Raw genomic sequence first — 24,297 nt, forward strand, 5'->3', positions numbered from 1 at the left:
TTTACTTTGTGCACACGGTGTGCACTTCCTCGTCCCCGACCTACGCGACCTACATACCTGTCGATCTGGAGGCTTCCATGAGCACCACCGCCGCGCGCACCACCGCGTCCACCGGGCGCGGACGTCTCCTGACCGTGCTGGCGGCCGTCGTGGCCGCCGTCGTGGTCTGGGTGATCGCCGTGCCGGTCCTCGGCAACGAACTGCTCGTTCCGCAGGGCGCCGGCAAGGACCCGTTCGAGATCGCCGTGCCGTTCGTGATCGTCTCGGCGCTGCTGCCCGCGCTGGCCGGCTGGGGCCTGCTGGCGCTGCTGGAGCGGCGCAGCGGCAAGGCCCGCAAGATCTGGACGATCATCGCCGTCGTCGCCCTGCTGATCTCGTTCGCCCCGCTGGCGGGTCCGGACATCGAGACGTCGACCCGGGTCTGGCTCGGCCTGATGCACCTGGCCGTCGCCGCCGTGCTGATCCCCGGTCTGACCCGCGGCTCCGCCGGCCGTTCCGACGCCTGACCGGCCTCACCGGCATCCGCGCCAGAGCACCGGAAGGAGGAGGACCATGGGCAGTGAGACATCCGGCGGCCCGCCGCACGGCCCCGGCGGCCACGGCGGCCACGGGGGTCCCATGGGGCCCGGCGGCCCGCCGGCCGGCCCCGTCCTGAGCAGGGGGCAGATCCGGACGGTGGTCGCCGGACTCATGACCGCCGTCCTGCTGGGCGCCCTCGACCAGACCATCATGGCCACGGCGCTGCCCACGGTCGTCGGCAAGCTCGGCGGCCTCGACCAGTACGCGTGGGTCATCACCACGTACCTGATCACCGGCACGGCGGCGATGCCGCTGTACGGCAAGGTCAGCGACCTGTACGGGCGGCGCCGCGTCCTGTTCTTCGCCATCAGCGTGTTCCTCGCCGGGTCACTGCTGTGCGGCCTGGCCACGAGCATGGGCCAGCTCATCTGGTTCCGCGCCGTGCAGGGGCTCGGCGCGGGCGGCCTGATGATCCTGGCGTTCACGATCGTCTCCGACATCACCCCGCCCCGCGAACGGGCCCGGCTCCAGGGCCTGTTCGGCGCGGTGTTCGGCGTGTCGAGCATCGCGGGACCGCTGGTCGGCGGCTGGTTCGCCGAGCACGACTGGCGCTGGATCTTCTTCCTCAACCTGCCGCTCGGCCTCGTCGCCCTGCTGGTCAGCGACCGGGTCCTGCGGCAGCTGCCGAACACCCGGCGGGAGCACCGGCTCGACGTCCTGGGCGCCGTACTGATGGTCGCGGGCACCACGGCACTGCTGCTCATGACCTCGTGGGGCGGGCAGACCTACCCGTGGAGCCATCCGCTGATCATCGTCTGCGGGGTCGCGGGCGTCGCGCTGTTCGCGCTGTTCGTCGCGGTGGAGCTGCGGGCGAAGGAGCCGATCCTGCCCGTGGACCTGTTCCGCCGGCGGTCGTTCTCGCTCGCCAACGCGGCCATGTTCGTCCTCGGCATGGTGATGTTCGGCTCGATCATCTACCTGCCGATGTACCTCCAGGTGGTCAAGGGCTACACCCCGACCGTCTCGGGTCTGCTGATGCTGCCGCTGATGGGCGCCATGCTGCTGACGTCCGTGTTCGGCGGCCGGGCCATCGGCGCGACCGGCCGGTACAAGTGGTTCATCGTCACCGGGACGGTGCTGGTCACCGCCGGTGTCCTCGCCGGGGTGACGCTCGGTGCCGACAGCTCCCTGCCGCACATCTTCGCCGTCCTCGTGGTGCTCGGCCTCGGCATGGGCCTGTGCATGCAGCCCCTGGTCCTGGCCGTGCAGAACGGTCTGGCGGGCATGCAGCTCGGCGCGGGCACCGGAGCGGCGACGTTCCTGCGGCAGATGGGCGCGTCGTTCGGTGTGGCCGTCCTGGGCGCGCTGCTGACGGCCCGGCTCACCTCCACGCTCGGCACCCGGCTGCCCGAGGGTGCCGCCACCAGGGACCCGGGCGACCTGCTGCGCGAACCGGAGCGGATCGCGGCGCTCGCCGCGCCCGTACGGGACGCGGTACGCGAGTCGTTCGTGGTCTCCCTGCACACCGTGTTCGCCGTGGCAGCGGCGATCGCGGTCGTGCTGGTCGTGCTGACGCTGCTGCTCCCGGACGACGAGCTCGCCGCCCGGGGGCCCGGCGGCCCCGGCGGCCCCGGCGGCCCGGGAGGTCCGCCGGGTGACGCGGGTGGCGCGCAGAAGCAGGGGGATCGCGCGATCACGTGATGTCCCCGGGAGGGTCCGCGACGCACCATTCAAGCAACCCAACCATCCCCTCATTCGGGAGATTTCGATGCGCAAGAAGTCGCAGACCCTTCTGGGAGTCGCGGGCGCCCTGGTGCTGACCGCCACCGGGGCGGGCGTCGCGCTCGCCGGCAACAGCGAGGGCGGGCAGCTCGACCAGGGGTACCGGCACGGCACCGAGGTCATCCGCTTCGAAGCCCGCCCCGTCCACCTCGAGTTCCTCGACCACAGCACCAAGGGCATCAGCGCGGGCGACAGCCACACGTTCAGCAACGACATGTACCAGAACGGCAAGAAGATCGGCTTCGACGGCGGCAACTGCGTCAACGAGCGGGTGACGGAGAAGGAGGTCATCGTCAACTGCCAGGACGTCATCAAGCTGCCCGACGGCCAGATCACCGTCGCGTTCATCCGCGTCGACCCGATCGGCGCCCCGCCGTCCGGCAAGTTCAGCGGCGCCATCACGGGCGGCACCGGCAAGTACCGCAACGCACGCGGTGAACTGGTGGTGGACCCGGGCAACTCCCAGGCCCACTCCACCACCATCTACCTGGAGAAGGGCCGCCACTGACCGGCCCTTCCTCCCGCCCGTCGCCGCGCCCCCCCCCCGGGGGCGCGGCGACGGGCGTTCGGGGCGGTCCTCAGTCCTCCGCCCGGGCGCGGCGGCGGCGCAGCAGCACCCCGGCGGCGACGAGCAGGGCCAGGACGGCGGCGACGGCCGGGACGCCGACGGTGTCGAGGGACTCGGCGATCCAGCCCTGGACGGCGCCCGCCGTGTCGACGACCGGGTCGGTGACCGTCGTGCCGCGCAGGACCCGGATCTCGTACCAGCCGTAGTACGCCACGTACGCGCCGACCAGGAGCAGCAGGCCGCCCCCGAGTCGGGAGGCGACGGCGCCGAACCGGCGCAGTCCGGCGACGCGGGCCGTACGGGTGAGGGCGACGGTCAGGGCGGCGGCGCCGACGATGGCGCCCATGCCGCCCGCGTACGCGGCGAACAGCAGCGCCCCCTCGACGGTGGAGCCGCTGCGGAACGCGGACACGACGATCGCCAGGAACGGCGCGATCGTGCAGCCCAGCGACGCGATGGCGTACGCCCCGCCGAACAGGGCCATCGACGGGACCGAGCGGGTCACGGTCGGGGCGCGGCGCACCTTCGGCAGCAGCGCGGGCAGCGTCCGGCCGGCCAGCAGCCAGCCGCCGACGAGCGCGAGCACGACGCCGAACACGATGGTGAACCAGGGCAGATGCTCCTGCACCTGGCCCGCGACGGGCGCGACGGCCAGCCCGAACACCGCGAAGACGGCGGTGAACCCGGCGGTCATGGCGGCCGTCGCGAGCAGGGCCCGGCCGACCGCCGCCGTGCGGGTGGGCGAGTCGTCGCCGAGGACGAGCAGCGACAGATAGGCGGGCAGCAGGGCGAACCCGCAGGGGTTGACCGCGGCGAGCATGCCCGCCGACAGGGCGAGCGCGAGGGGCAGGTCCGACATCGCCGGTCAGCCCACGAGCTTCGCGACCTTGTCGGACAGGCCGTCGCCGCCAGGAAGCACCCCGGTGAAGACGGTCTTGCCGTCCTTGTCGAGCACCACGTAGGTGCTCTGCTGGGTGATGCCGAACTTCTTCCAGACGGTGCCGGGTTCGTCGGAGAGCTGCGGGAAGCCGTCGATCCCGTTGTCGGAGACGAAGCCGCGCATGGCGCTCTGCTTGTCGAGGCCGGCGACACCCACGACGTTCGCCTTGCCCGCGTAGTCGGCGGCGACCTTGGCCGTCTCGCCGGACTGCGCCTTGCACTTGGGGCACCAGGGCGCCCAGAACCACAGCACGGTCGGCTTGCCCGCGAGGGTGGCCGCGTCGAAGGGCTTCCCGTCGACGGTCGTGGCCGTGAAGCGCAGGGACTCCGGGGCCTGGGCGGCGCCGGACGGCGCGTCGGACGGCGCGCCGTCCGAGGACGAGGCAGAGGCCGCGGGCGAGGACGAGGCCGCCGGGGGCGCCGCCGGGGCGGCGGCCGGTTCCGTGCCGCCGCCGCAGCCGGTCAGGGCGAGCGCTGCGGTCGCGACCAGCGCGACGGGCGCGAGAGCGCGGGCACGGACGCCGGCCTGGGCACGGGCGCGGACACGGGCGCGTATGGGCATCATGAACTCCTCCTGCGGATCGGTGACTTCAACCTAGAGCGGCCGGCGGCCTGACCGGGTCCGCGGCGGCCTTACGAATCTGTGACGCCGACCGCCGTCTGCGCAGCGCCCAGCCCGCGAGCACCACCCCGGCGGCGACGGCGTACACGGTCGTGCCGACGACGTCCCGTTCCTCGAACGCCTGGGCGGTGACATAGCGGGCGGCGCCCGCCACGGCGACGCCGAGCCACTCCCAGCGGCCGTCCAGCGCGACGAGCGCGACGAGGAGCAGCGCGTACCAGGAGTAGCCGGGGGTCAGCGCGAGGAACGCCCAGCCGGTGACGAGCAGCGCGCCGCTCCAGGGCCGCCGGGGGTCGCCGCGCCACAGGACGTGACCGCAGACGGCCGCCATCACGGCGATCAGCGCGGGCTGCGCCCAGTCGTCGGGGAGCACGAGGCGGAGCAGGGCGTACCGGTCGCGGGCGGCGGCGTCGCCGTACCCCTCCTCCTCGACGTACCCGCCGAGGTAGCCGAAGACGGAGTACTCGGAGACCAGGGCGTACGCCAGGTACCCGGCCGCGGTGACGGCGGCGACGGGCAGCAGGACGGCCGCCGCGTCGCGCACTCGCCGTACGCCCGCCAGCGCGCCCGGCAGGACGACCGCCGGCATCAGCTTGGTGGCGACCGCGACGCCCAGCAGCGCGCCCGCGCCGACCCGGTGCCGTACGACCAGGCCGAGTCCGGCGACCGCGAACAGCACCCCGAGCACGTCGACATGGGCGTTGTTGACCGCTTCGACGGGCACGGCCGGGCACCAGGCCCAGTACACGGCGGTGCGCGGGTCGCCGCGCCGCCGCAGGATCAGTACGAGCACCCCGGTGACGCCGACCGACAGCAGGGCCCCGCCGACCTGGAACGGCTTCAGCCGGGCGCCGTCCGGGGACAGAGCGTGCACACCCAGGAAGTACGCCTCGGCGGCAGGCGGGTAGATGGTGTGCACCGACGGGCGGTTGAGGCGGGTGCAGCGTCTGGTGCCGTCGTCGGCGGGGGCGATGCGCGCCCGGTCGGGTCCCGCGCAGTCCGCGCCGCTCGGGAACAGCCAGTCGTCCCGCAGGGGGGCGAGCGCCGGGTCCCGGGGGGCGTGGTCGTAGGGCGACACGCCCGACGCCTGCACGCGGCCGTCCCAGGCGTACCGGTAGGCGTCCGTGCTGGTGCGCGGCGCCGCGACCAGTCCGGTGGCGGCCACGGCGGCGGACCCGGCGACGACGAGGACGACGGCCCGGCGCACGGGCACCCCGCGCAGCGCCCAGGCCGCCCCGGCGAACAGCAGCCACGCGGCCGCGTACCACCAGGACAGGCCCACCGGGTCGGTGTGGTAGCCGTCGTGGCGGATGGTGAGGACGAGGACCGCGACCAGCGCGGTCAGAAGGGCGGAGGCGAGGACGGTACGCGGCGTGGACACGCGCCACAGCCTTCCAGCCGGGGCCGCCGATCGGCGGCCACCGACCCGGACGTCCGCGTTTCGTAAGGCGTCGCTGCGCCCCGGCGGGCCGGTTCGGCGGTGTCATGGACGTATGAGACTGCCGCGCGCTCCCCGACCGCCCCGGCCCCTGCCGCCCCCGCTCCGACGGCTCCGCGACCGGTCCGGGCAGCTCCGGGCGCGACTGCCGCGTGAACTGCCGCGGCCCCGGCTGACCGGGCGGCTGCACGACGCCAGGACCGCGACGTCGGTCGGCCGCTGGCTGGGCGTCGCCGTCGCCGTGTGCTTCCTCACCGGTGTGCTCAGCCACTACGCGCAGCGGCCGCCGGACTGGCTGGCGAACGTGCTGCCCAGCCGCCCCGTGTGGGGCTACCGGGTGAGCCAGGGGCTCCATGTGGCCGCCGGTATCGCTGCGGTCCCGCTGCTGTTCGCCAAGTTGTGGACGGTCTACCCCCGGCTGTTCGTCAAGCCCGCGCTCCGCTCGGTGCGGCACGGCCTGGAACGGCTGTCGGTCGCGGTCCTCGTCGCGGCGTCGGTCTTCCAGCTGTTCACCGGGCTGCTGAACACCGCCCAGTGGTACCCGTGGCCGTTCTCCTTCGTGCCCGTGCACTTCGCCGTCGCCTGGCTGCTCGCGGGCGCCCTGCTGCTGCACGTGGCCGTCAAGTGGCCGGACATCCGCGACCACTGGAGCCGCCGCTCCCCCGGCACCCTGGCGCTGCCTGCCGCCGAAGGGCCGGACCGGCGGTCGCTGCTCACCGGGGTCGCGGTGGCGGTCGGCGCGGTCACCGTGACCACGGTCGGGCAGTCCGTCACGCCGCTGAAGGCGCTCGACCTGCTGGCGCCCCGCCACCCCGACCACGGTCAGCAGGGCCTGCCGGTCAACCGGACGGCCGCCGCCGCGCGCACCACGGCGCTGACGGCCCGGGAGTGGCGGCTGAGCGTCGTCGGGCCGCGCCCGTACGAACTGACCCTCGACGCGCTGCGCGCCCTGCCCCAGCACGAGGTGGAGCTGCCGATCGCCTGCGTGGAGGGATGGAGCAAGACCGCCCACTGGACCGGCGTACGGATCCGGGACCTGCTGGAGCGGGCCGGCGCCCCGCCGGACGCGGCGCTGCGGGTGGTGTCGCTGGAGCGGCGGGGCGCGTACAAGGTGATGGAGATGGGCCGCGAGTACGTCCACGACCCGCTGACGCTGCTGGCGCTGCGGCTCAACGGGCAGGTGCTGTCGGCCGACCACGGCTATCCGGCGCGGATCATCGCGCCGAACCGGCCGGGCGTATGGCAGACGAAGTGGGTCGGCCGGCTGGAGGCGCTGTGACGGGCAGAGTCGTGTGCGGTGGGCTGGGCGTGGCCCTGATGGGCATCGGCGCCTACCTGGTGGCCGGCACCGGCAGCGCCCGTGACGTGGCGCTGTGGCTGGCCGGTGCGGTGGTGCTGCACGACGGGGTGGTGGCGCCGCTGGTGCTGGCCGTGGGCCTGCTGATCGGCGGCATCGGCGGCATCGGCGGCGCCCGGGCGCGGCGCGCGGTGCGCGGTGCGCTCGTCGTGGCGGGCGGGTTGACGCTGGTCGCGCTGCCGGTGCTGCTGGCGCCGCCGAGGCCGTCCAACCCGTCGGTCCTGCCGCTGGACTACGTACGGAACTGGCTGCTGCTGCTCGCGGCGGTGGCCGTCGCCTCGGCCGTCGCCGCCGGGGCACGGGCGGGGCTGCCGCCGCTGCTCCGGCGCGTGCGGCGGTCGTGGGCCGAGCGGTCGCGGGCGGGCCGGACGGCGGCCCGGCGGCGCAGCTGAACGAACGGGCGGCCGTCCGCGCGCCACTCGCCGCGGACCGTCCAGCCGGTCGCCCCGGCGTACGCGAGCAGCGCCCGCGCGCCGACCCGCGCCCACGGGAACGCGGCGCCCAGGGCGCCCCGGCCGTCGTCGACCCGGACCTCGACCCGTTCGTCGACGTCCGGGGCGGCGACCTCCACGATCAGGGTGCCGTCCGGGCGGACGAGTTCGGCGGCGCGCCCCAGCAGGGCCGCCGGGTCGCCGCCGATGCCGATGTTGCCGTCCACGAGCAGGACGGTGCCCCAGCGGGCCTCGCCGGGCAGCGGGTCGAACACGGACCGGCACAGGGCGGTGCCCCCGGCCCGTACCGTACGGTCCACGGCTGCCTGGCTGACGTCGATGCCGAGCGCCGGGCGGCCCAGGGCGGCGAGCGCCGCCACCAGCCGGCCGGGCCCGCAGCCCACGTCGAGGACGGGCCCCCGGCACCGGTCGAGGACGGTGGTGTCGGCGCGGTCGGGTTCGGCGCACCAGCGCTCCACCTCCAGCGGCAGCAGCCAGCCGTCGCCGCGCCGCAGGAACAGCGGGCCCCGGCCGGTGCGCAGGGCGTCGGTGTACGGATCGGCCCGCCAGGCCCGTACGGACTGTCCGGAGCGCACGGACTGCGGAGCCGATTCGACGGCGCTCATCCGATCCCCCTCACGGTGCGGTCGGCGGCCGGGGTCCCGTCCGCCGCGGTGTCCCGTGCCCGGTCCTGTGCGGTGTCGGGTGCGGTGTCGGGTGCGATGTCCAGTGCGGTGTGCAGGGCGGAGAACCGGCTGCCCGGTACGAGCCCCGCCACGGTCCGCGCGTCGGCGGCGGTGTCGACGTCCCGCAGCACCGGCAGGTCCCGGACGGTGAGCCCGGCGTCCGTGAGCCGCGCCCGCTGCACCCGGCCGGTCTCGGCCACGGACATGGGCACGCCGCGCAGCAGCTGCGGATCGGGGACGGCCAGGCCGAGCGCCCAGAAGCCGCCGTCGGCCGCCGGCCCGAACCAGGCGTCGGTACCGGCGAAGTCCAGACCGGCCGTCAGGAGCTCGGGCGTGACCTGCGGGGTGTCCATGCCGATGAGGAGCGCGGGACCCGCGCAGCCGGCGAAGGCGGCGGCGAGCCGCTCGTCGAGGCCGCCGGTCACCTGCGGCACCACGTCGAAACCGGCCGGGAGCCAGTCGCCTGGCGTGCCGTCGAGGACGAGGACCCGGCGGTCGGCGGGCGTCGCGAGCACCGCGTCCAGCGTGTCGGCGAGTGCGGCCTCGGCGAGCCCGGCGGCCTGCACGGGGCTGAACGGCGGGGTGAGACGGGTCTTCACCCGGCCGGGAACGGGCTCCTTGGCGATGACCAGGAGGGTGGTGGGGGTGGTGGGCGTACCGGGGTTGCTGGAGGGGCTGGGGGTGCTGGAGGGGCTGGGGGTGCTGGGGCTGGGGGTGCCGGGAGTACTCGGTGAGGTCATCGGGCCGCCCTCCGCACGCCGGAGGCCGGGGCGGAGTGTCCGCCGGGCGGATCGGCGGGCGGCTCGGTGGACGGGCCGGCCGGCGGCTCGGCCAGCACCGCGCGCATGTCGCGCACCGCGTGCCAGGTGCCCCGCCAGGTGCCGGTGACCTTGGACTTCCCGGCGCGCGGCAGATACGGCACGTCACGCTCCCGCACCCGCCATCCGGCGTCGGCGGCGCGTACGACCATCTGGAGCGGGTAGCCGCTGCGCCGGTCCGTCAGGTCCAGCGCCAGCAGGCCCTCTCGGCGTGCGGCGCGCATCGGGCCGATGTCGTGCAGCCGCAGCCCGGTGCGGCGGCGCAGCATCCGGGCGAGCGCCATGTTCCCGGCGCGGGCGTGCGGCGGCCAGGCGCCTCTGGCCCGTGGCCTGCGCCGGCCGAGCACCAGGTCGGCGCCGTCGTCGGCGATCTGCGCCACGAACGCGGTGAGGAGGCCGGGGTCGAGCGAGGCGTCGCAGTCGCAGAAGCAGACGATGTCGGCGTCGGCGGCCAGCAGCCCGGCGTGGCAGGCGGCGCCGAAGCCGCGCCGCCGCTCGGTGACCACGGTGGCGCCGAGGGAGCGCGCGATGTCCGGGGAGCCGTCGGTGGAGCCGTTGTCCACGACGAGGGCGCGCCAGCCGGGCGGGACGCGCTCCAGGACCCAGGGCAGGGCCTCGGCCTCGTCCAGGCAGGGCAGGACGACGTCGACGGTGGGGGCGCCCCGGGCGTCGCCGGTGCCCGGGGTGCGGGTGGCGGGGTGGTGCGTGGCAGGGGTGTGGGTGTGCGCCGGTACGGGAGTCGGTTCGGTCACGACCATCACCGTACGAACGCCGTCGCCGACTGGGGGGCCGGGAGACCTTACGAAACGCGGACGTCCCTCCGCACGGCGGCACCCCGGGGGCGACGGAGGGGGGCCGTCGGTGCGAGGCTTGCGGCATGGAGAACGCACAGCGCCAGCACGTCCTGGTGGTGGACGACGACCCGACCGTGGCCGAGGTGGTCACCGGTTACCTGGAGCGGGCGGGCTTCGGCGTGGACCTGGCGGCCGACGGCCCGGCGGCCCTCACGGCGGCCGAGCGGCACTGGCCCGACCTGGTCGTGCTGGACCTGATGCTGCCCGGCATGGACGGGCTGGCCGTCTGCCGGACGCTGCGCGACCGGGGCCCGGTGCCCGTCATCATGCTGACGGCCCGCAGCGACGAGGAGGACCGCATCCTCGGTCTGGAGATCGGTGCCGACGACTACGTCACCAAGCCGTTCAGCCCCCGCGAACTGGTGCTGCGCGTGGAGTCGGTGCTCCGCCGCAGCGGTGTCACGGCGCCGGCCGCCGGATCCGCGCCGCCGCTGCGCGCGGCCGGACTGGAGGTCGACCCCACGGCCCGGCGCGCCACCAAGGACGGCCGGGAACTGGCGCTGACGCTGCGCGAGTTCGACCTCCTCAGCTTCTTCCTCCAGCACCCGGGCCAGGTCTGCGACCGGGAACGGCTGATGCGGGAGGTGTGGGGCTGGGACTTCGGCGACCTGTCCACGGTGACCGTCCACGTCCGGCGGCTGCGGGGCAAGGTCGAGGACGACCCCGCCCGGCCGCGACTGATCCAGACCGTGTGGGGGGCGGGCTACCGCTTCGACCCCGCCGGGCCCGTGGACTCGGCCGAGTCCGCTCACGAGGAGGCGTGACCGACCATGCGTGACTTCCTGCTCATCGCCCTGTACGCGTTCCTGGGCGCGGCCGCCGCCGGAGTGCTGGGCGCGCTGGTGCTGCGGCTGTCGCGGCGGCGTTCGGTCGCCGTGTCGCTGACGGTGGTCGCGGCGGTCACGGTGACGGCGATGCTCGCCGGGACGCTCGCGGTGTGCCAGGCGATGTTCCTGTCGTCGCACGACCTGTCCGTGGTCACCATGGTCGTGGCGATGGCCGCCGTCGTCTCGCTGATCACCGCCATGCTGCTGGGCCGCCAGGTCGTGCTGCGCTGCCGTGAACTGGCCGTCGCCGCCCGGGACTTCGGGGACGGCGGTACGTTCACGGCGCCCGCGGGTCCCGCCCCGGCCGAACTGGCCGCGCTGAGCAGGGAGCTGGCCGCCACCAGCGAGCGGCTCGCCGCGTCCCGGGAGCGGGAGCGGGCCCTGGAGGCGTCGCGGCGCGAGCTGGTCGCCTGGATCTCGCACGACCTGCGCACCCCGCTCGCCGGGCTGCGGGCCATGTCGGAGGCGCTGGAGGACGGTGTCGTCAAGGACCCGGCCCGCTACCACCGGCTGATGCGTACGGAGGTGGACCGGCTCAACAGCATGGTCGGCGACCTGTTCGAACTGTCCCGCATCCACGCGGGGGCGCTCTCCCTGAGCCCGGCGCGGATCTCCGTGTACGACCTGGTGGGCGACGCCCTGGCGGGCGCCGACCCGCTGGCGCGCGAGCACGGCGTACGGCTTGTCGGCGACCGGGTCGACGCGGTGCCCGTCGAGGTGGACGGCAAGGAGATGACCCGGGTGCTGGCCAACCTGCTGGTGAACGCGATCCGGCACACCCCGGCGGACGGCACCGTGGCGGTCGCCGCCGAGCACCGGGACGGCACGGTCGTCGTGTCGGTGACCGACGGCTGCGGCGGCATCCCGGAGGACGACCTGCCGCGGGTGTTCGACACCGGATGGCGGGGCTCCGAGGCGCGGACCCCTCCGGCGGGCGCGGGCCTGGGCCTCGCCATCGTGCGCGGCATCGTGGAGGCGCACGCGGGCCGCGCGCATGTGCACAACGTGGCGGGCGGCTGCCGGTTCGAGGTCACGCTTCCGGCGGCGCCTGTGGCCGCGCCGCTGGCGGCCGCGTAGCCCCGCCGCCCGCCGCCCGTCGCCCGCCACGTCACGTCACGTCACGTGCGGAGCTCGCTGCCGGCGAACTCGGCCATGCCGTCGGCGAAGCCGACCTCCGGCTTCCAGCCGAGCTCGGCCCGCAGCCGCGCCGAGTCGGCGGTGATGTGCCGTACGTCGCCGAGCCGGAACTCGCCCGTCACCACCGGCGCGGGCCCGCCGTGCGCGGCGGCGAGCGCGGCGGCCATCTCGCCCACCGTGTGCGGGTCCCCGCTGCCCGTGTTGTACGCGGTGAGGGTGCCGGGCGGCAGCTCGGTGAGCGCCTCCAGGGCCCTGGCGTTGGCCCCGGCGACGTCCCGGACGTGGACGAAGTCGCGCCGCTGCCCGCCGTCCTCGAAGACGCGCGGCGCCTCGCCCCTGGCGAGCGCGGACCGGAACAGCGAGGCGACGCCCGCGTACGGGGTGTCGCGCGGCATCCGGGGGCCGTACACGTTGTGGTAGCGCAGCGACACGGCCCGGCCGCCGGTCGCGCGGGCCCACGCGGCGGCCAGGTGCTCCTGGGCCAGCTTCGTCGTGGCGTACACGTTCCGCGGGTCGACGGGGGCGTCCTCGCCGACCAGCCCCGGTGTCAGGTCGGCGCCGCACACCGGGCAGCGCGGTTCGAACCGCCCGGCCAGCAGGTCCGCCTCCGCGCGCGGGCCCGGCCGCACCGTGCCGTGGACGGGGCAGTCGTACCGCCCCTCCCCGTACACGACCATCGAGCCGGCGAGCACGAGCCGTGCCGTCCCGGCCTCGGCCATCGCGGCGAGCAGGACGGCGGTGCCGAGGTCGTTGCAGCCGACGTAGTCGGGGGCGTCCGCGAAGTCCTTGCCGAGCCCGACCATGGCGGCCTGGTGGCATACCGCGTGGACGCCGCGCAGCAGCCGCCGGACGGTGTCGGGGTCGCGGACGTCGCCGTGGATCCACCCGGCGGCCTCGGGCGGCCGGGGCGGCGCGCCCGCGTGGGCGGTGGGCAGCAGGGCGTCGAGGACGACGGGCTCGTGCCCGTGGGACGCCAGGGTCTGGACGATGTGCGAGCCGATGAACCCGGCTCCTCCGGTGACGAGTACGCGCATGCGCATGACGCTAGGCGTCCGGTGGCCGGGTGGGGCGGGTTCGCGCGGCCGTGTCACCGTCCCGTAAGAACCGGGGCACGGACGGGCGTGGCGTACAGGACGAGGTTCCCGGCGTAGGCGCGCGCCTCGGGGTCGAAGGCGCCGGCGCAGGTGATCAGCGCGAGACGGGGCGTGCCGTGCGCGCTGAACAGGTCGGGCGGCAGCCGGTCCTTGCGGTACGTGCGGCGGGCGACGATCCGGTACGCGTGGTGGGTGCCGTCGGCCGTGGTGAGCCGCACCGGGGCGCCGAGCGGCACGGCGTGCAACTCCTCGAAAGGACCGACGCCCTCGTCGGCTGTGTCGAGGTGCCCGGCGAGCAGGACGGTGCCGTGCGGCGCGCCGGGGCGTGCGCCGAGCGCCCACCAGCCGAGCCTGCGCGGTGATCCCGGCACGTCGAGCGCGCCGTCGCGCGCGGTGCCCACCGGGTCCACCGGGACGTCCGTGAAGTGGCCGGGCAGGGTGAGGGCGGCGGGTGGCGCGTGCGCGGCCCCGGTGGGCGCGGCGGCCGCGGGCACGGTGTCGGCGGCGGCCGCGGGCAGGGCGCCCCGGTCGGGCGCGCCCGGTGCGGCCGGCAGGGTCGGCAGGGGCGCCGACGCGGTGAGCAGCGTGGCGAGCACGGTGCCTGCCACCATGCCGAGGCCGCCCCGGACGGCGCCCCTGCCCGGACCCGGACCGTGCGGGCCGGGTCCGGCAGGGGGGCGGGTGTCCTCGACGCCCACGACGCGTCAGCGCGAGTCGTTGCGGCGCATGCGTGACGCGGCCCAGAAGGCGCCTCCGGCGACCAGCACGCCGCCCACCGCGACGGCGGGCACCGCGAGGAAGACGGGGACGTCGGCCGCGAGCGTCGCGGCCTGGCCGCCGCTGCCGGCGTGGACCTTCTTCGGTGTCGCGGCCTCGGCGTGGCACTTCCCGCCCCTGACCATGTCGAGATGGCCGGCGACGACCGGCCGTGCGGCCTTCGCGGCTGCGGTGACCTGGGCGTTGTCGCCCTTGGCGATCTGGGTGTCGATACGTCCGAGGGTCTTCTCGTGCGCGGCGGCCTGGGTGCTGAGCCAGGCGGTGTCGTACGCGGCGGTCCCGGCCTTCGCCATGACGTCGGCCAGGGTCTGCTGCTGTTCGGCCGTCGGGGCGACGGGCAGGTCGACGCCCAGCTTGTCGGCGAGTGCCCGGGTGTCGGCGTCGAGCTTCTTGTGGTCGCGTTCCAGGGTGGCGGCGACCGTCTTCACACAGGTGGTCGTGGCGTTCTTCCGCGCGTCCTGCGCCGCGGCGATCTCGGCGAGGTTGCCCTGGTGGGAGGCGCGGAGGAAGGCGTTGTCGGTGTCGGCGGCGAGGGCGGGCCCGGCGGCTATGCCGGAGAGTGCGAGGCAGGTGAGGGCCGCGGCGGCCCAGGTGTGCGTGCGGATCACGATGACGTCGTCCGTTCTGTTCGTCGGTAGCCGTGGCCCGCCACTCGGGGGCCACCCGACCATCCGGACACGGCACCGCGCCGCGCGCCACCGGCCGTACGGCAAACAGTGGACTCGTCGCGGCGTTCAGGTGAGCGTGGCGGCCACGAGCGACGCGAACGCCGCGGTGACGAGCACCGTGCGGGCGAGGTGGAGGGTGTTCCAGCGCGTCTCGAAGGCGGCCCGCGCCGCGCCGGGGTCGCCGCTCCCGGACGCGGCGAGCGCGTTGTTGAGGGGGATGTTCCCGGCGATGGTGACCAGGTGGTTGAGGACGGCGCAGACGAGCCCGGCGAGGACGAGCCACCGCTGGGCGGCGGACCGGCCGTCGACGGGTAGGGCGAGGGCGGCCGCGGGGAAGACCACCACCCCGGCGAACACGGCGAGGAACACGGCGCGGGGCACGTACTCGTTGACGCGTCGCATGACCGTCACGAACTGCTCGTCGGTCAGCCGCGCGAGCGCGGGCATGATCCCGGTGCGGAAGATCAGCATGAAGCCCGCGTACAGGCCGGTGGAGACGACCGCGAGGGCGAGCAGGACGGCGGCGGTGGCGGTGGGCATGCGGCCATGATGGCCGGGTCGCGGCGGCGGCGCAGCCGCGTTTCGCGAGCCGTTCGTCCGCCGCCTCGGGTGAGCAGCCGACCAGGGTGGCGCTCGGTCGGCGGCCGGCGAAAGGTGTTGGCTTGGACTCGCCATCGACGGATATCACCCTTGTCACCGTGCGCAGTCACATGAGTACATGGAGTGGCGTACGTTCCAAGGGGATGGCGGGGGTGGTCAGCCGTGGCGAACGTTCCGGGCTCCGTGCTCGGTCGAGCGGCCTCGAAGCAACTACCGGGCGCGCGGGGGGAGCCGCCACCGGCGCCACGCCCGGCGGGGCAGTCCGTGCGCGGCACCCGGCACATCTGCGCCGCGCTCGCCGCGCTCACCGAGTCGGCCCGCCAGGAGCTGCTGACGTTCGACGATCCGGCGGCGTGCCTCGGCCAGTCGATCCCGGCACCGTTCCTGGAGCTGGCGGGAACGTTCGTGCGCAGCGCCGCCGAACGGGTGCGCACGGTACGGCAGGTGGTGCCCCGGCACGCGCTGGAGCGGGTCACGATGGCCGATGTGGCCATGGCGGCGCGGCTGCCAGGACGGGCCCGGCTGACCGAGGCGATCCCGTTCAAGATGATCGTCGTGGACCGTACGGTCGCGGCCGTGCCGCTCGATCTGGAGCTGCTCTACAACGGGTTGCTGCTGATCCGCGATCCGGTCGTCGTCCAGGCCCTGGTGCGGGCCCACCACGCCTGGTGGGAAGCGGGCGAGGAGATCACGGTCCCGCCCCCGCCGCCGGGCGCGCTGCCGTCGCGGCTGCGGCCGGTGCTGGAGGCGATGTCCGAGGGGCTCACCGACGAGACGGCGGCCGCCCGGCTCGGCATATCGGGGCGGACGTACAGCCGCCGGGTGGGCGAACTGCTCGCGGTCCTCGGCACGACGAGCCGCTTCCGGGCGGGCGCGGAAGCGGCGCGTCGCGGCTGGCTGTGAAGCGTGCGGCGGGCGCGGGGCAGCAGGGCGCCGAGCACCGGGACGCCACTACGACACGATGTCCTTGCGGGCGAAGCCGCGGAAGGCCAGCGCGAAGAGCACCAGCGCGTAGGCCACCGACACCGCGGCGCCCTTCACCATGCCGCCCCACTCCAGTTGGGGCTGGAGCGCGTCCGCCCACGCGAACTGCCAGTGCGCGGGCAGCAGGTCCCGCCAGTCGCCGAGCGCCGTCACGGCGTCCAGCACGTTGCCGATGATCGTCAGGCCGACCGCGCCGCCGACCGCGCCGAGCGGGGCGTCGGTCCTGGTCGACAGCCAGAAGGCCAGCCCGGCCGTGACCAGTTGGGAGACGAAGATGAACGCGACGGCCAGCGCGAGGCGCGGCAGCGCGTCACCGGCGGCCAGGGAGCCCCCGGTCGGCAGCCGCAGCGGTCCCCAGCCGTAGGCGACGCTGCCCACGGCGAGCGCCACCAGCGGCAGCAGCACCATCGCCGCCGCGCTGAAGCCGAGCGCCACGACGAGCTTCGACCACAGCAGCCGGGCGCGGGGCACCGGCGCGGCCAGCAGATAGCGCAGCGACGACCAGCCCGCCTCGGAGGCCACGGTGTCCCCGCAGAACAGCGCCACGGGGATCACCAGCAGGAAGCCCGCCGAGACGAACAGGCAGGTCGCGGCGAAGTTCGCGCCGGACGCCGTCGCCGTGTCCATCAGGGTGATGCGGTTGTTGCCGCGCCCGTCCGGGCCGCCCCCGATGGCGAAGGCGGCGACCAGGACGAACGGCAGCGCGGCGAGGATCGCCGCCATGACGTACGTACGGCGGCGCTTCAGCTGCCGTACGGCTTCGACGCGCAGGGGCAGCGTGTGACGGGCCCGGTAGCCGGGCGCGCCCGTGGTGAGGGTGGTGCTCATGCGGTGCCTCCTCCTCCGATCAGGGTGAGGAACGCGTCCTCCAGGCGGCGGTGCGGGCCGACGCCGGTCACGGAGACGTCCAGCCGGACGAGTTCGGTGATCAGCGCGGTAGCGGTCGCGCCGTCCAGCCGTACCAGCACGCCCCCTTCGGTACGGGTCGCGGAGCCGACGCCGGGCAGGGCGCCGATCTTCTCCACGAGCGGCTCCGGCGGCTCGTCCGCCGTGGTGACGAGCAGGGTGTCGCCGCCACCGGTGATCTCGGCGACGGGGCCCGCCTGGACGAGCCGGCCCCGGTCCATGACCACGAGGTGGGTGCAGGACTGCTCGACCTCGGCGAGCAGATGGCTGGAGACGATGACGGTCCGGCCACCGGCCGCGTACCGGATCATCACGTCGCGCATCTCGCGGATCTGCGGCGGGTCGAGGCCGTTCGTCGGCTCGTCCAGGATGAGCAGGTCCGGCAGGCCCAGCATGGCCTGCGCGATGGCGAGCCGCTGCCGCATGCCCTGCGAGTAGGTGCGCACGGCGCGGGCCAGGGCGTCTCCGAGGCCGGCGATCTCCAGGGCCTCCTCGACATGGGCGTCCTCGGCGGGGCGGCCGGTGGCCCGCCAGTACAGGTCCAGGTTCTCCCGCCCGGACAGGTGCGGCAGGAAGCCCGCGCCCTCGACGAAGGCGCCGACCCGGGACAGGACCGGCGCGCCGGGCCGTACGGCGTGCCCGAACACCCGGATCTCGCCGTCGTCGGGGGTGATCAGGCCCATCAGCATGCGCAGGGTGGTGGTCTTGCCTGCGCCGTTGGGGCCGAGGAGCCCGAGTACCTGGCCCTTCTCGACCCGGAACGACAGCTCCCGCACCGCGTACCGCTCGCTGGACCCGGCGTACCGCTTCGACAGGCCGCCGATGGTGAGCGGTACGTCGGCGAGGCCGGGGTCGGGCGCGGGCGCGGCGGTGCGGCGGCGGGCGGTCAGCAGCAGCGCGGCGGCGACGACGGCGCCGCCGGCCGGGAGGCCCCACACCCACCAGGGCAGCCCGGCCGCCTGGGTGCGGACGGCGGGCGCGGTCGGCACGGAGAGCCCGTCGCCCGCCAGGCCGATGGTGTACGTGGTGGGGGTGGCCGGGGAGGCGTAGCCGAGGTCCGTGGCGGCGAGGACGAGGCGCAGCCGGTGCCCGGCCTCCACCTCGTGGTCGATCGCCGGGAGGGTCAGTTCGACCTGGCGGCCGCGTCCGGTGTTCTCGACCCGCACGGGCGCGACGAGTTGGGCGGGCAGCACCTGGCTGCGGCCGTCCGGCCCGACGTCGTACACCTTGGCGAAGAGGACGGCTTCGCCGTTGCCTGAGGTGACGGTGGCGCGGACCTTCGGCGCTCCGGTGATCCGCAGCGGTTCGGTGAGCGGCGCCGAGTCGAACCGGGCGTACTGGCCGGGGAAGTCGAGGGAGAGGCCGACGCCCAGCGCGGACAGCTGGGACAGTCCGCCGCCGACGCCGGGAACGGCGGAGATGGCGGGCGGGCCGGCTCCGGCCGGGTTGCGGAACGTCTGCGCGGGGCCGGCCAGCGGCACGGTACGGGTGTCGCCCCGCAGGCCCGGGTAGCGGTCGGCGGTGGCGCCCCGCAACTGTGCCTGCCCGTCGGTGGAGTCGACGCCGCCGGTGCGGCTGACCCGGAACGCGGGCCCGGTGTCGACGCCCGTGTCCTCCTTCAGATACCGGTCGAACCAGGCGGTGATCCGGGCCTCGACACGGGCCGTCTCGCGGTCGCCGCCGTCGTGTCCGCCGGCGATCCAGTCGACGGCGACGGGCGCGCCGTTGCCGCCGATGGTCTTCGCCATGGCGTCGGCGTGGGACAGCGGGAAGAGGGAGTCGGACTGGCCCTGCACGATGAGGGCGGGCACCTTGATGCGGTCGCCGACGGCGGACGGGCTGCGTTCTTCGAGGACGGTACGGGCGGCGGCGTCCGGCTTGCCGCTGACGGCGACGCGTTCGTACATCGCGCAGAGCGCGTCCTGGAACCTTCCGCAGGCGGCGGCCGCGGCCCGGGTCTGCCCCCGCGCCTGCCCCGGCCTCTGCCCCGAGCCCGTGCCCTGGTCCTCACCGGAGTCCTGGGCCTGGGGCGGGGCCCCGGCCTCCGGGACACCCCCGGTGGAGAAGAAGATCCCCGCCCACAGTCTCTTGAACACCCCGTCGGGGAACAGGGCGTCGGCGAGGTTCCAGTAGGTGATCTGCGGGGCGATCGCGTCGACGCGCGGGTCGTGTCCGGCGGCGAGCAGCGAGACCGCCCCGCCGTACGACACACCGGACACGCCGACCCGGGGGTCTCCCGCCCTGTCGAGCTGGACGTCGGGGCGCTTCGCCAGCCAGTCGATCAGCCGCCGGACGTCCGCGACCTCGTGGTCCGGGTCGTTGAGCCCGATCCGGCCGGTCGACCTGCCGAAGCCGCGCGCGGTCCACGTCAGCACGGCGTAACCGTCCCGGGCCAGCGCCTCGGCCTGCTCCCGTACGTCGTCCTTGCTGCCGCCGAAACCGTGCGCGAGCAGGACGGCGGGGCGGCGCGCGTCGCCGCCCGTACTGAAGAAGGACGTGTCGAGGCGCGCGCCCGGCATGTCCATCACCGTGTCCGCGCGCCGCACGGCCGGCTCACCGTCCGAGGCGACGGCCGTCCACGTGCCGGCGCCCGCCAGCAGCGCGACGGCGGCGGCGAGCGCGGGCCATCGCCGGGGAAGTCGGATTCGCATGACTCGACCCTAAGCGGATCCGGACGCCGGCTCCGCTGTCGTCGGGCGGAAGTCGTTCGCCTCCTTCAGGAGTACGGGGTGGCGTTCCCGTACACCAGACGCGGTACGCCGCGCGGGTACGAAGCCGGGCATCAGGGGGCTTTCATGGAGATCCGCCGCGCCACCGCGGTCGCCGGGCTGATGGCCGCCGAGCACCCCTACGACGGCCCGCCCCGCCCGGGTACCGTGCGGCCGGCGCCCGCGACGAGGGCGACTTCACGGCATCCGGTGCTCGGCTGGGAGCTGTGACGCCCGGGGCGTTCAGTGGTTGCGGGGGAAGCCGAGGTCCACTCCCACCGGGGCTTCGGAGGGGTCGGGCCAGCGGGTGGTGACGACCTTGCCGCGGGTGTAGAAGTGCACGCCGTCGTTGCCGTAGATGTGGTGGTCGCCGAAGAGGGAGTCCTTCCAGCCGCCGAAGGAGTGGTAGCCGACCGGCACCGGGATCGGGACGTTCACGCCGACCATGCCGGCCTGGACCTCCAGCTGGAAGCGGCGGGCGGCGCCGCCGTCGCGGGTGAAGACGGCGGTGCCGTTGCCGAACGGCGAGGCGTTGATGAGGGCGACGCCGTCCTCGTACGTCTCGGCGCGCAGCACGCACAGCACGGGGCCGAAGATCTCGTCGCGGTAGGCGTCGGATTCGGTGGAGACCTTGTCGAGGAGCGACAGGCCGATCCAGTGGCCGTTCTCGTAGCCGTCCACGCGCAGGCCGGTGCCGTCGAGGACCACGTCGGCGCCCTGGGCCGCGGCGCCCGTGACGTACGAGGCGACCTTGTCGCGGTGGGCGGCGGTGATGAGCGGGCCCATCTCGGATGCCGGGTCCGTACCGGGACCGATCTTGATCTTCTCGGCGCGTTCGCGGATCTTCTCCACGAGCGTGTCGCCGATGGCGCCGACCGCGACGACCGCCGAGATCGCCATGCAGCGTTCGCCGGCGGAGCCGTACGCCGCCGAGACGGCCGCGTCGGCGGCCGCGTCCAGGTCGGCGTCGGGGAGGACGAGCATGTGGTTCTTGGCGCCGCCGAGTGCCTGGACCCGCTTGCCGTTGGCGGAGGCGGTGAGGTGGATGTACCGGGCGATGGGCGTGGAGCCGACGAACGACACCGCCGCGACGTCCGGGTGGGCGAGCAGCGCGTCGACCGCGGTCTTGTCGCCGTGGACGACGTTGAGGACACCGTCGGGCAGCCCGGCCTCGGCGGCCAGTTCGGCGAGCAGGTTGGCCGCCGACGGGTCCTTCTCGCTGGGCTTCAGCACGAACGTGTTGCCGCACGCGATGGCCAGCGGGAACATCCACATCGGCACCATCGCCGGGAAGTTGAACGGCGTGATCCCGGCGACGACGCCGAGCGGCTGGCGGATGGCGGCCACGTCGACCCGGTGCGACACCTGGGTGGACAGCTCGCCCTTGAGCTGGGTGGTGATGCCGCAGGCCAGCTCGACGATCTCCAGGCCGCGGGCGACCTCGCCGAGGGCGTCGGAGTGCACCTTGCCGTGCTCGGCGGTGATCAGCGCGGCGATGTCGGCGCGGCGGGCGTCGAGCAGCGCGCGGTAGCGGAAGAGGATGCCGGTGCGCTGGGCCAGCGACGACGTGCCCCAGGTCTCGTACGCGGTCCTGGCGGCGGCGACGGCCGCGCCGACCTCGTCGGCGGAGGCCAGGGCGACCCGGGTGGTGACCTCGCCGGTCGCGGGGTCGGTGACCGGGCCCCAGTTGCCGGAGGTGCCGTCGACGGCCTTGCCACCGATCCAGTGGTTGACGGTCTTCATGGTCGGAACGCTCCTTCGAAGATGGCGGCGCGGGGGCGGGGTGTCGGCGCCTGGTCGCGGCCGGCGGTCGCCGGGTCACAGGTGGCGGCGCCGGGCGGCGACCTGCCGGTCGTACTCCTCGCGGGCCTTGACCGCCGCCGGGCGGGTCGCGGTCGCGGCCACGGGCACATCCCACCATGCCTCGGCGGGGGGCGCGCCCGACACTGTGTCTGCCGTTGCGGTCTCCACGTAGACACATGTGGGGACGGTCGACGCCCGTGCGTCGGCGAGGGCTTCCCGCAGGTCACGGACGGTACGTGGGCGCAGCACCCGCATGCCGAGCGAGGCGGCGTTGGCGGCGAGGTCGACGGGCAGGGGCGGGCCGGTGAACGTGGTGTCGGGGGCCCGGTGGCGGTAGGCGGTGCCGTACCGTTCGCCGCCGACCGCCTCGGACAGTCCGCCGATCGACGCGTACCCGTGGTTCTGGAGGATGACGACCTTGACGGGGACGCCCTCCTGGACGGCGGTGACGAGTTCGGTGGGGTTCATCAGGTACGTGCCGTCGCCGACGAGGGCCCACACCGGCCGGCCTGGCGCCGCGATGGCGACGCCGATCGCGGCGGGGATCTCGTAGCCCATGCAGGAGTAGCCGTATTCGACGTGGTACTGGTCCGACGACCGGGCCCGCCACAGCCGGTGGAGGTCGCCGGGGAGCGAGCCGGCCGCGTTGATCAGGATGTCGTCCCCGGTGACGAGGGCGTCGAGGGCGCCGAGTACCTGCGGCTGGGTCGGCGGCGCGTCCTCGTCGGCGGCCGTGTACGCGGCGGTGACGCGCTGTTCCCAGCGGGCGCGCTCCTCGCGGTACTCGTCCTCGTAGGGCGCGGGCACGCGGTGTCCTTCGAGGGCGGCGGAGAGGAGCTCCAGGCCCTCGCGGGCGTCGGCGACCAGCGGCAGCGCCGCCATCTTGTGGGCGTCGAAGCCCGTGATGTTGAGGTTGACGAAGCGGACGCCGGGGTGGGCGAAGAGCGTCGACGAGGCGGTGGTGAAGTCGGTGTAGCGGGTGCCGACGCCGATGACGAGGTCGGCGGCGCGGGCCAGCCGGTCGGCGGTGGAGGTGCCGGTGTGCCCGATGCCGCCGACGTCGGCGGGGTGGTCGTGGGTGAGGGAGCCCTTGCCCGCCTGGGTGGACGCGACGGGGATGCCGGTCGCGGCGGCGAACCGGCCGAGCGCGGTCTCGGCGCCGGAGTGCCGGACGCCGCCGCCCGCGACGATCAGCGGCCGGGAGGCCGCCCGGACCGCCCGTACGGCGGCGGCGAGTTCCGCCTCGTCGGGCCGCGGGCGCCGGACCCGCCAGACGCGTTCGGCGAAGAACTCCTCGGGCCAGTCGTACGCCTCGGCCTGGACGTCCTGCGGCAGGGCGAGGGTGACGGCGCCGGTCGCGGCGGGGTCCGTGAGGACGCGCATCGCGGCGAGCGCGGCGGGGATCAGCGCCTCGGGCCGGGTGATCCGGTCGAAGTACACGGACACGGGCCGCAGGGTGTCGTTGACGGACACGTCGCCGGCCCAGGGGACTTCGAGCTGTTGCAGCACGGGGTCGGCGGGGCGGGTGGCGAAGACGTCGCCGGGCAGGAGCAGCACCGGCAGCCGGTTGACGGTGGCGAGGGCCGCGCCGGTGACGAGGTTGGTGGCGCCGGGGCCGATGGAGGTGGTCACGGCGTGGGTGGACAGCCGGCCCGTCTGGCGGGCGTGCCCGACGGCCGCGTGGACCATGGCCTGTTCGTTGCGCCCCTGGAGGTACGGCATGTCGTCGGCGTACTCGACGAGGGCCTGTCCGACGCCGGCGACGTTGCCGTGGCCGAAGATGCCCCAGGTGGCGGCGATGAGCCGGTGGCGGTGCCCGTCGCGTTCGCTGTACTGGCGGGCGAGGAAGGCCACGAGTGCCTGGGCGGTGGTGAGGCGCCGGGTGTCTGCGGGCGCGGTCATCGGTATCCCTCCGTGTGGTCGGGGTGGAAGCGGATGCGCCACTCCCGTTCGTCGCCGGGTCCTGCCATGACGTTGAGGTAGTACATGGTGTGGCCGGGGGCGGCGATGGAGGGGCCGTGCCAGCCGTCCGGGACGAGCACGGTGTCCCCGGTGCGGACTTCGGCGAGGACGTCGGCGCCGCCGGGCCGGGACGGGGAGACGCGCTGGTAGCCGAAGCCCTCGCCGCCGTGCCCGTCGGGTGCGATCTCGAAGTAGTAGATCTCCTCCAGCCGTGTCTCCTCGCCGGGGAGGTGCTCGTCGTGCTTGTGCGGCGGGTAGGACGACCAGTTGCCGCCGGGGGTGAGGACCTCGACGGCGATGAGCCGGTCGCAGGCGAACGCGTCGGCGGAGGCGAAGTTGTGGACCTCCCGGGCGCAGGTGCCGCTGCCCCGGTGCTCGACCGGAACCTCCGGCGCGGGGCCGTAGCGAGCGGGGAGTCGTCGCTCGCACCTCGCTCCTGCCAGGGCGAAGCGGCCTCCCGCGCCGGAGGCGATCTGGGCGTGCGCGTCACGCGGCAGGTAGGCGAAGTCGGTGACGCCGCCGAACACGCTTTCCCGGCCCCGCAGTTCAAGGAACCGGCCGTCCACCTGCACCGTACAGCCACCGCTGAGCGGAAGCACGATCCATTCGCATGCGCCGGTCGCGAGGGAGTGGGAGGCTCCCGGGCCGAGTTCCAGCACGCGCAGCGCCGAGTAGTCCCAGCGGGCGTGCGCCGGGTCGATGCGCAGGGCGTAGGGGCCGTCGGCGGCCCCGCCCCTCGGTACGTACAACTGCCGCTCGTCCATGATCTCTCCGTACCCCCCTCTGGATGTTCTCAGCGTGTCCCGTTCCCGGAGCG

The 24,297-nt window shown here is 74.8% G+C and carries 23 protein-coding genes; 8 read left to right on the forward strand and 15 right to left on the reverse strand.

The features are described from left to right. Positions 1-77 precede the first annotated feature (77 nt). The 3 genes from ACGF5U_RS04395 (at position 78) to ACGF5U_RS04405 (ending at position 2,809) form a co-directional block, all read left to right on the forward strand. Positions 78-506 (forward strand): DUF6069 family protein, encoded by a 429-nt coding sequence (locus tag ACGF5U_RS04395; RefSeq protein WP_392712828.1) that lies wholly within the window; start codon positions 78-80, stop codon positions 504-506. 46 nt (positions 507-552) lie between these two features. Further along, entirely contained in the window at positions 553-2,220 is a 1,668-nt protein-coding gene (locus ACGF5U_RS04400) for an MDR family MFS transporter (protein ID WP_392712829.1), read from the forward strand. Between the two features lie 67 nt (positions 2,221-2,287). After that, the gene (locus ACGF5U_RS04405) at positions 2,288-2,809 is read left to right on the forward strand and encodes a hypothetical protein (protein ID WP_392712830.1); all 522 of its coding nucleotides are present in this window, start codon (positions 2,288-2,290) and stop codon (positions 2,807-2,809) included. Between the two features lie 70 nt (positions 2,810-2,879). Here ACGF5U_RS04405 and ACGF5U_RS04410 read toward each other — a convergent pair whose 3' ends face one another. From ACGF5U_RS04410 to ACGF5U_RS04420, 3 genes are read right to left on the reverse strand one after another with little or no spacing between them, the layout of a single operon-like run. Further along, positions 2,880-3,728: a cytochrome c biogenesis CcdA family protein gene (locus ACGF5U_RS04410; RefSeq protein ID WP_392712831.1), complete on the reverse strand. Its 849-nt coding sequence runs from the start codon at positions 3,726-3,728 to the stop codon at positions 2,880-2,882. A 6-nt stretch (positions 3,729-3,734) separates the two neighbouring features. Continuing rightward, on the reverse strand, positions 3,735-4,373 hold the full coding sequence (locus ACGF5U_RS04415) for a redoxin domain-containing protein (protein WP_392712832.1): 639 nt from the start codon (positions 4,371-4,373) through the stop codon (positions 3,735-3,737). 25 nt (positions 4,374-4,398) lie between these two features. After that, a complete protein-coding gene (locus ACGF5U_RS04420) occupies positions 4,399-5,811 on the reverse strand; it encodes a glycosyltransferase 87 family protein (protein ID WP_392712834.1) in 1,413 nt (470 codons plus the stop codon). 112 nt (positions 5,812-5,923) lie between these two features. Between ACGF5U_RS04420 and ACGF5U_RS04425 the strand changes: the two genes are divergently transcribed. Continuing rightward, positions 5,924-7,147 (forward strand): molybdopterin-dependent oxidoreductase, encoded by a 1,224-nt coding sequence (locus ACGF5U_RS04425; protein WP_392712835.1) that lies wholly within the window; start codon positions 5,924-5,926, stop codon positions 7,145-7,147. Between the two features lie 310 nt (positions 7,148-7,457). Here ACGF5U_RS04425 and ACGF5U_RS04430 read toward each other — a convergent pair whose 3' ends face one another. From ACGF5U_RS04430 to ACGF5U_RS04440, 3 genes are read right to left on the reverse strand one after another with little or no spacing between them, the layout of a single operon-like run. Beyond that, positions 7,458-8,282 (reverse strand): class I SAM-dependent methyltransferase, encoded by an 825-nt coding sequence (locus ACGF5U_RS04430; protein WP_392712837.1) that lies wholly within the window; start codon positions 8,280-8,282, stop codon positions 7,458-7,460. Further along, complete coding sequence (locus ACGF5U_RS04435; RefSeq protein WP_392712838.1) at positions 8,279-9,082, reverse strand: DUF2064 domain-containing protein; 804 nt, start codon at positions 9,080-9,082, stop codon at positions 8,279-8,281. Before ACGF5U_RS04435 ends, ACGF5U_RS04430 begins: the two co-directional genes overlap by 4 nt. Beyond that, positions 9,079-9,918: a glycosyltransferase family 2 protein gene (locus tag ACGF5U_RS04440; RefSeq protein ID WP_392712839.1), complete on the reverse strand. Its 840-nt coding sequence runs from the start codon at positions 9,916-9,918 to the stop codon at positions 9,079-9,081. The genes ACGF5U_RS04435 and ACGF5U_RS04440 overlap by 4 nt, the downstream gene beginning before the upstream one ends. Before the next feature lie 119 nt (positions 9,919-10,037). Here ACGF5U_RS04440 and ACGF5U_RS04445 point away from each other — a divergent pair, with 119 nt between their 5' ends. Beyond that, positions 10,038-10,778: a response regulator transcription factor gene (locus tag ACGF5U_RS04445; protein ID WP_392712840.1), complete on the forward strand. Its 741-nt coding sequence runs from the start codon at positions 10,038-10,040 to the stop codon at positions 10,776-10,778. 6 nt (positions 10,779-10,784) lie between these two features. Continuing rightward, the gene (locus tag ACGF5U_RS04450) at positions 10,785-11,918 is read left to right on the forward strand and encodes a sensor histidine kinase (RefSeq protein ID WP_392712841.1); all 1,134 of its coding nucleotides are present in this window, start codon (positions 10,785-10,787) and stop codon (positions 11,916-11,918) included. 41 nt (positions 11,919-11,959) lie between these two features. Here ACGF5U_RS04450 and ACGF5U_RS04455 read toward each other — a convergent pair whose 3' ends face one another. The 4 genes from ACGF5U_RS04455 to ACGF5U_RS04470 form a co-directional block, all read right to left on the reverse strand. Beyond that, positions 11,960-13,012 (reverse strand): NAD-dependent epimerase/dehydratase family protein, encoded by a 1,053-nt coding sequence (locus ACGF5U_RS04455; protein WP_392712842.1) that lies wholly within the window; start codon positions 13,010-13,012, stop codon positions 11,960-11,962. A gap of 53 nt (positions 13,013-13,065) precedes the next feature. Continuing rightward, positions 13,066-13,683 (reverse strand): class F sortase, encoded by a 618-nt coding sequence (locus ACGF5U_RS04460; protein ID WP_392712843.1) that lies wholly within the window; start codon positions 13,681-13,683, stop codon positions 13,066-13,068. Positions 13,684-13,776: 93 nt separating this feature from the next. Then, positions 13,777-14,457 carry a DUF4142 domain-containing protein gene (locus tag ACGF5U_RS04465; protein WP_392712844.1) on the reverse strand — a complete coding sequence of 227 codons (681 nt, stop codon included), beginning with the start codon at positions 14,455-14,457 and terminating at the stop codon, positions 13,777-13,779. Between the two features lie 126 nt (positions 14,458-14,583). Then, entirely contained in the window at positions 14,584-15,057 is a 474-nt protein-coding gene (locus ACGF5U_RS04470; protein ID WP_392712846.1) for a DUF1772 domain-containing protein, read from the reverse strand. Between the two features lie 324 nt (positions 15,058-15,381). Between ACGF5U_RS04470 and ACGF5U_RS04475 the strand changes: the two genes are divergently transcribed. Then, positions 15,382-16,020: a DNA-binding response regulator gene (locus ACGF5U_RS04475; protein ID WP_392712848.1), complete on the forward strand. Its 639-nt coding sequence runs from the start codon at positions 15,382-15,384 to the stop codon at positions 16,018-16,020. Between the two features lie 48 nt (positions 16,021-16,068). Here ACGF5U_RS04475 and ACGF5U_RS04480 read toward each other — a convergent pair whose 3' ends face one another. Continuing rightward, the gene (locus ACGF5U_RS04480; RefSeq protein WP_392712849.1) at positions 16,069-16,929 is read right to left on the reverse strand and encodes an ABC transporter permease; all 861 of its coding nucleotides are present in this window, start codon (positions 16,927-16,929) and stop codon (positions 16,069-16,071) included. Further along, on the reverse strand, positions 16,926-19,658 hold the full coding sequence (locus ACGF5U_RS04485; protein WP_392712850.1) for a CocE/NonD family hydrolase: 2,733 nt from the start codon (positions 19,656-19,658) through the stop codon (positions 16,926-16,928). Before ACGF5U_RS04485 ends, ACGF5U_RS04480 begins: the two co-directional genes overlap by 4 nt. A 144-nt stretch (positions 19,659-19,802) precedes the next feature. Here ACGF5U_RS04485 and ACGF5U_RS04490 point away from each other — a divergent pair, with 144 nt between their 5' ends. Further along, positions 19,803-19,946, forward strand: a complete 144-nt coding sequence (locus ACGF5U_RS04490; RefSeq protein ID WP_392712851.1) for a hypothetical protein — start codon at positions 19,803-19,805, stop codon at positions 19,944-19,946. A 12-nt stretch (positions 19,947-19,958) separates the two neighbouring features. Here ACGF5U_RS04490 and mmsA read toward each other — a convergent pair whose 3' ends face one another. The 3 genes from mmsA to iolB all read right to left on the reverse strand — a co-directional run bounded on the left by mmsA (position 19,959) and on the right by iolB (position 24,244). Continuing rightward, a complete protein-coding gene (gene mmsA / locus ACGF5U_RS04495; protein ID WP_392712853.1) occupies positions 19,959-21,458 on the reverse strand; it encodes a CoA-acylating methylmalonate-semialdehyde dehydrogenase in 1,500 nt (499 codons plus the stop codon). Between the two features lie 75 nt (positions 21,459-21,533). After that, complete coding sequence (gene iolD / locus ACGF5U_RS04500; protein WP_392712855.1) at positions 21,534-23,420, reverse strand: 3D-(3,5/4)-trihydroxycyclohexane-1,2-dione acylhydrolase (decyclizing); 1,887 nt, start codon at positions 23,418-23,420, stop codon at positions 21,534-21,536. Next, entirely contained in the window at positions 23,417-24,244 is an 828-nt protein-coding gene (gene iolB, locus ACGF5U_RS04505) for a 5-deoxy-glucuronate isomerase (protein ID WP_392712857.1), read from the reverse strand. Before iolB ends, iolD begins: the two co-directional genes overlap by 4 nt. Positions 24,245-24,297: the final 53 nt, after the last annotated feature.

Source organism: Streptomyces sp. NPDC047886 (assembly GCF_043204435.1).
In the GTDB taxonomy this organism is placed as follows: domain Bacteria; phylum Actinomycetota; class Actinomycetes; order Streptomycetales; family Streptomycetaceae; genus Streptomyces.

Excerpts from the sequence above, each read along its gene's own strand:
- ACGF5U_RS04395 (WP_392712828.1), top strand. The coding sequence starts at position 78 with ATGAGCACCACCGCCGCGCGCACCACCGCGTCCACCGGGCGCGGACGT.
- ACGF5U_RS04400 (WP_392712829.1), top strand. The coding sequence starts at position 553 with ATGGGCAGTGAGACATCCGGCGGCCCGCCGCACGGCCCCGGCGGCCAC.
- ACGF5U_RS04405 (WP_392712830.1), top strand. The coding sequence starts at position 2,288 with ATGCGCAAGAAGTCGCAGACCCTTCTGGGAGTCGCGGGCGCCCTGGTG.
- ACGF5U_RS04410 (WP_392712831.1), bottom strand. The coding sequence starts at position 3,728 with ATGTCGGACCTGCCCCTCGCGCTCGCCCTGTCGGCGGGCATGCTCGCC.
- ACGF5U_RS04415 (WP_392712832.1), bottom strand. The coding sequence starts at position 4,373 with ATGATGCCCATACGCGCCCGTGTCCGCGCCCGTGCCCAGGCCGGCGTC.
- ACGF5U_RS04425 (WP_392712835.1), top strand. The coding sequence starts at position 5,924 with ATGAGACTGCCGCGCGCTCCCCGACCGCCCCGGCCCCTGCCGCCCCCG.
- ACGF5U_RS04430 (WP_392712837.1), bottom strand. The coding sequence starts at position 8,282 with ATGAGCGCCGTCGAATCGGCTCCGCAGTCCGTGCGCTCCGGACAGTCC.
- ACGF5U_RS04435 (WP_392712838.1), bottom strand. The coding sequence starts at position 9,082 with ATGACCTCACCGAGTACTCCCGGCACCCCCAGCCCCAGCACCCCCAGC.
- ACGF5U_RS04440 (WP_392712839.1), bottom strand. The coding sequence starts at position 9,918 with ATGGTCGTGACCGAACCGACTCCCGTACCGGCGCACACCCACACCCCT.
- ACGF5U_RS04445 (WP_392712840.1), top strand. The coding sequence starts at position 10,038 with ATGGAGAACGCACAGCGCCAGCACGTCCTGGTGGTGGACGACGACCCG.
- ACGF5U_RS04450 (WP_392712841.1), top strand. The coding sequence starts at position 10,785 with ATGCGTGACTTCCTGCTCATCGCCCTGTACGCGTTCCTGGGCGCGGCC.
- ACGF5U_RS04455 (WP_392712842.1), bottom strand. The coding sequence starts at position 13,012 with ATGCGCGTACTCGTCACCGGAGGAGCCGGGTTCATCGGCTCGCACATC.
- ACGF5U_RS04460 (WP_392712843.1), bottom strand. The coding sequence starts at position 13,683 with ATGGTGGCAGGCACCGTGCTCGCCACGCTGCTCACCGCGTCGGCGCCC.
- ACGF5U_RS04470 (WP_392712846.1), bottom strand. The coding sequence starts at position 15,057 with ATGCCCACCGCCACCGCCGCCGTCCTGCTCGCCCTCGCGGTCGTCTCC.
- ACGF5U_RS04480 (WP_392712849.1), bottom strand. The coding sequence starts at position 16,929 with ATGAGCACCACCCTCACCACGGGCGCGCCCGGCTACCGGGCCCGTCAC.
- ACGF5U_RS04485 (WP_392712850.1), bottom strand. The coding sequence starts at position 19,658 with ATGCGAATCCGACTTCCCCGGCGATGGCCCGCGCTCGCCGCCGCCGTC.
- ACGF5U_RS04490 (WP_392712851.1), top strand. The coding sequence starts at position 19,803 with ATGGAGATCCGCCGCGCCACCGCGGTCGCCGGGCTGATGGCCGCCGAG.
- mmsA (WP_392712853.1), bottom strand. The coding sequence starts at position 21,458 with ATGAAGACCGTCAACCACTGGATCGGTGGCAAGGCCGTCGACGGCACC.
- iolD (WP_392712855.1), bottom strand. The coding sequence starts at position 23,420 with ATGACCGCGCCCGCAGACACCCGGCGCCTCACCACCGCCCAGGCACTC.
- iolB (WP_392712857.1), bottom strand. The coding sequence starts at position 24,244 with ATGGACGAGCGGCAGTTGTACGTACCGAGGGGCGGGGCCGCCGACGGC.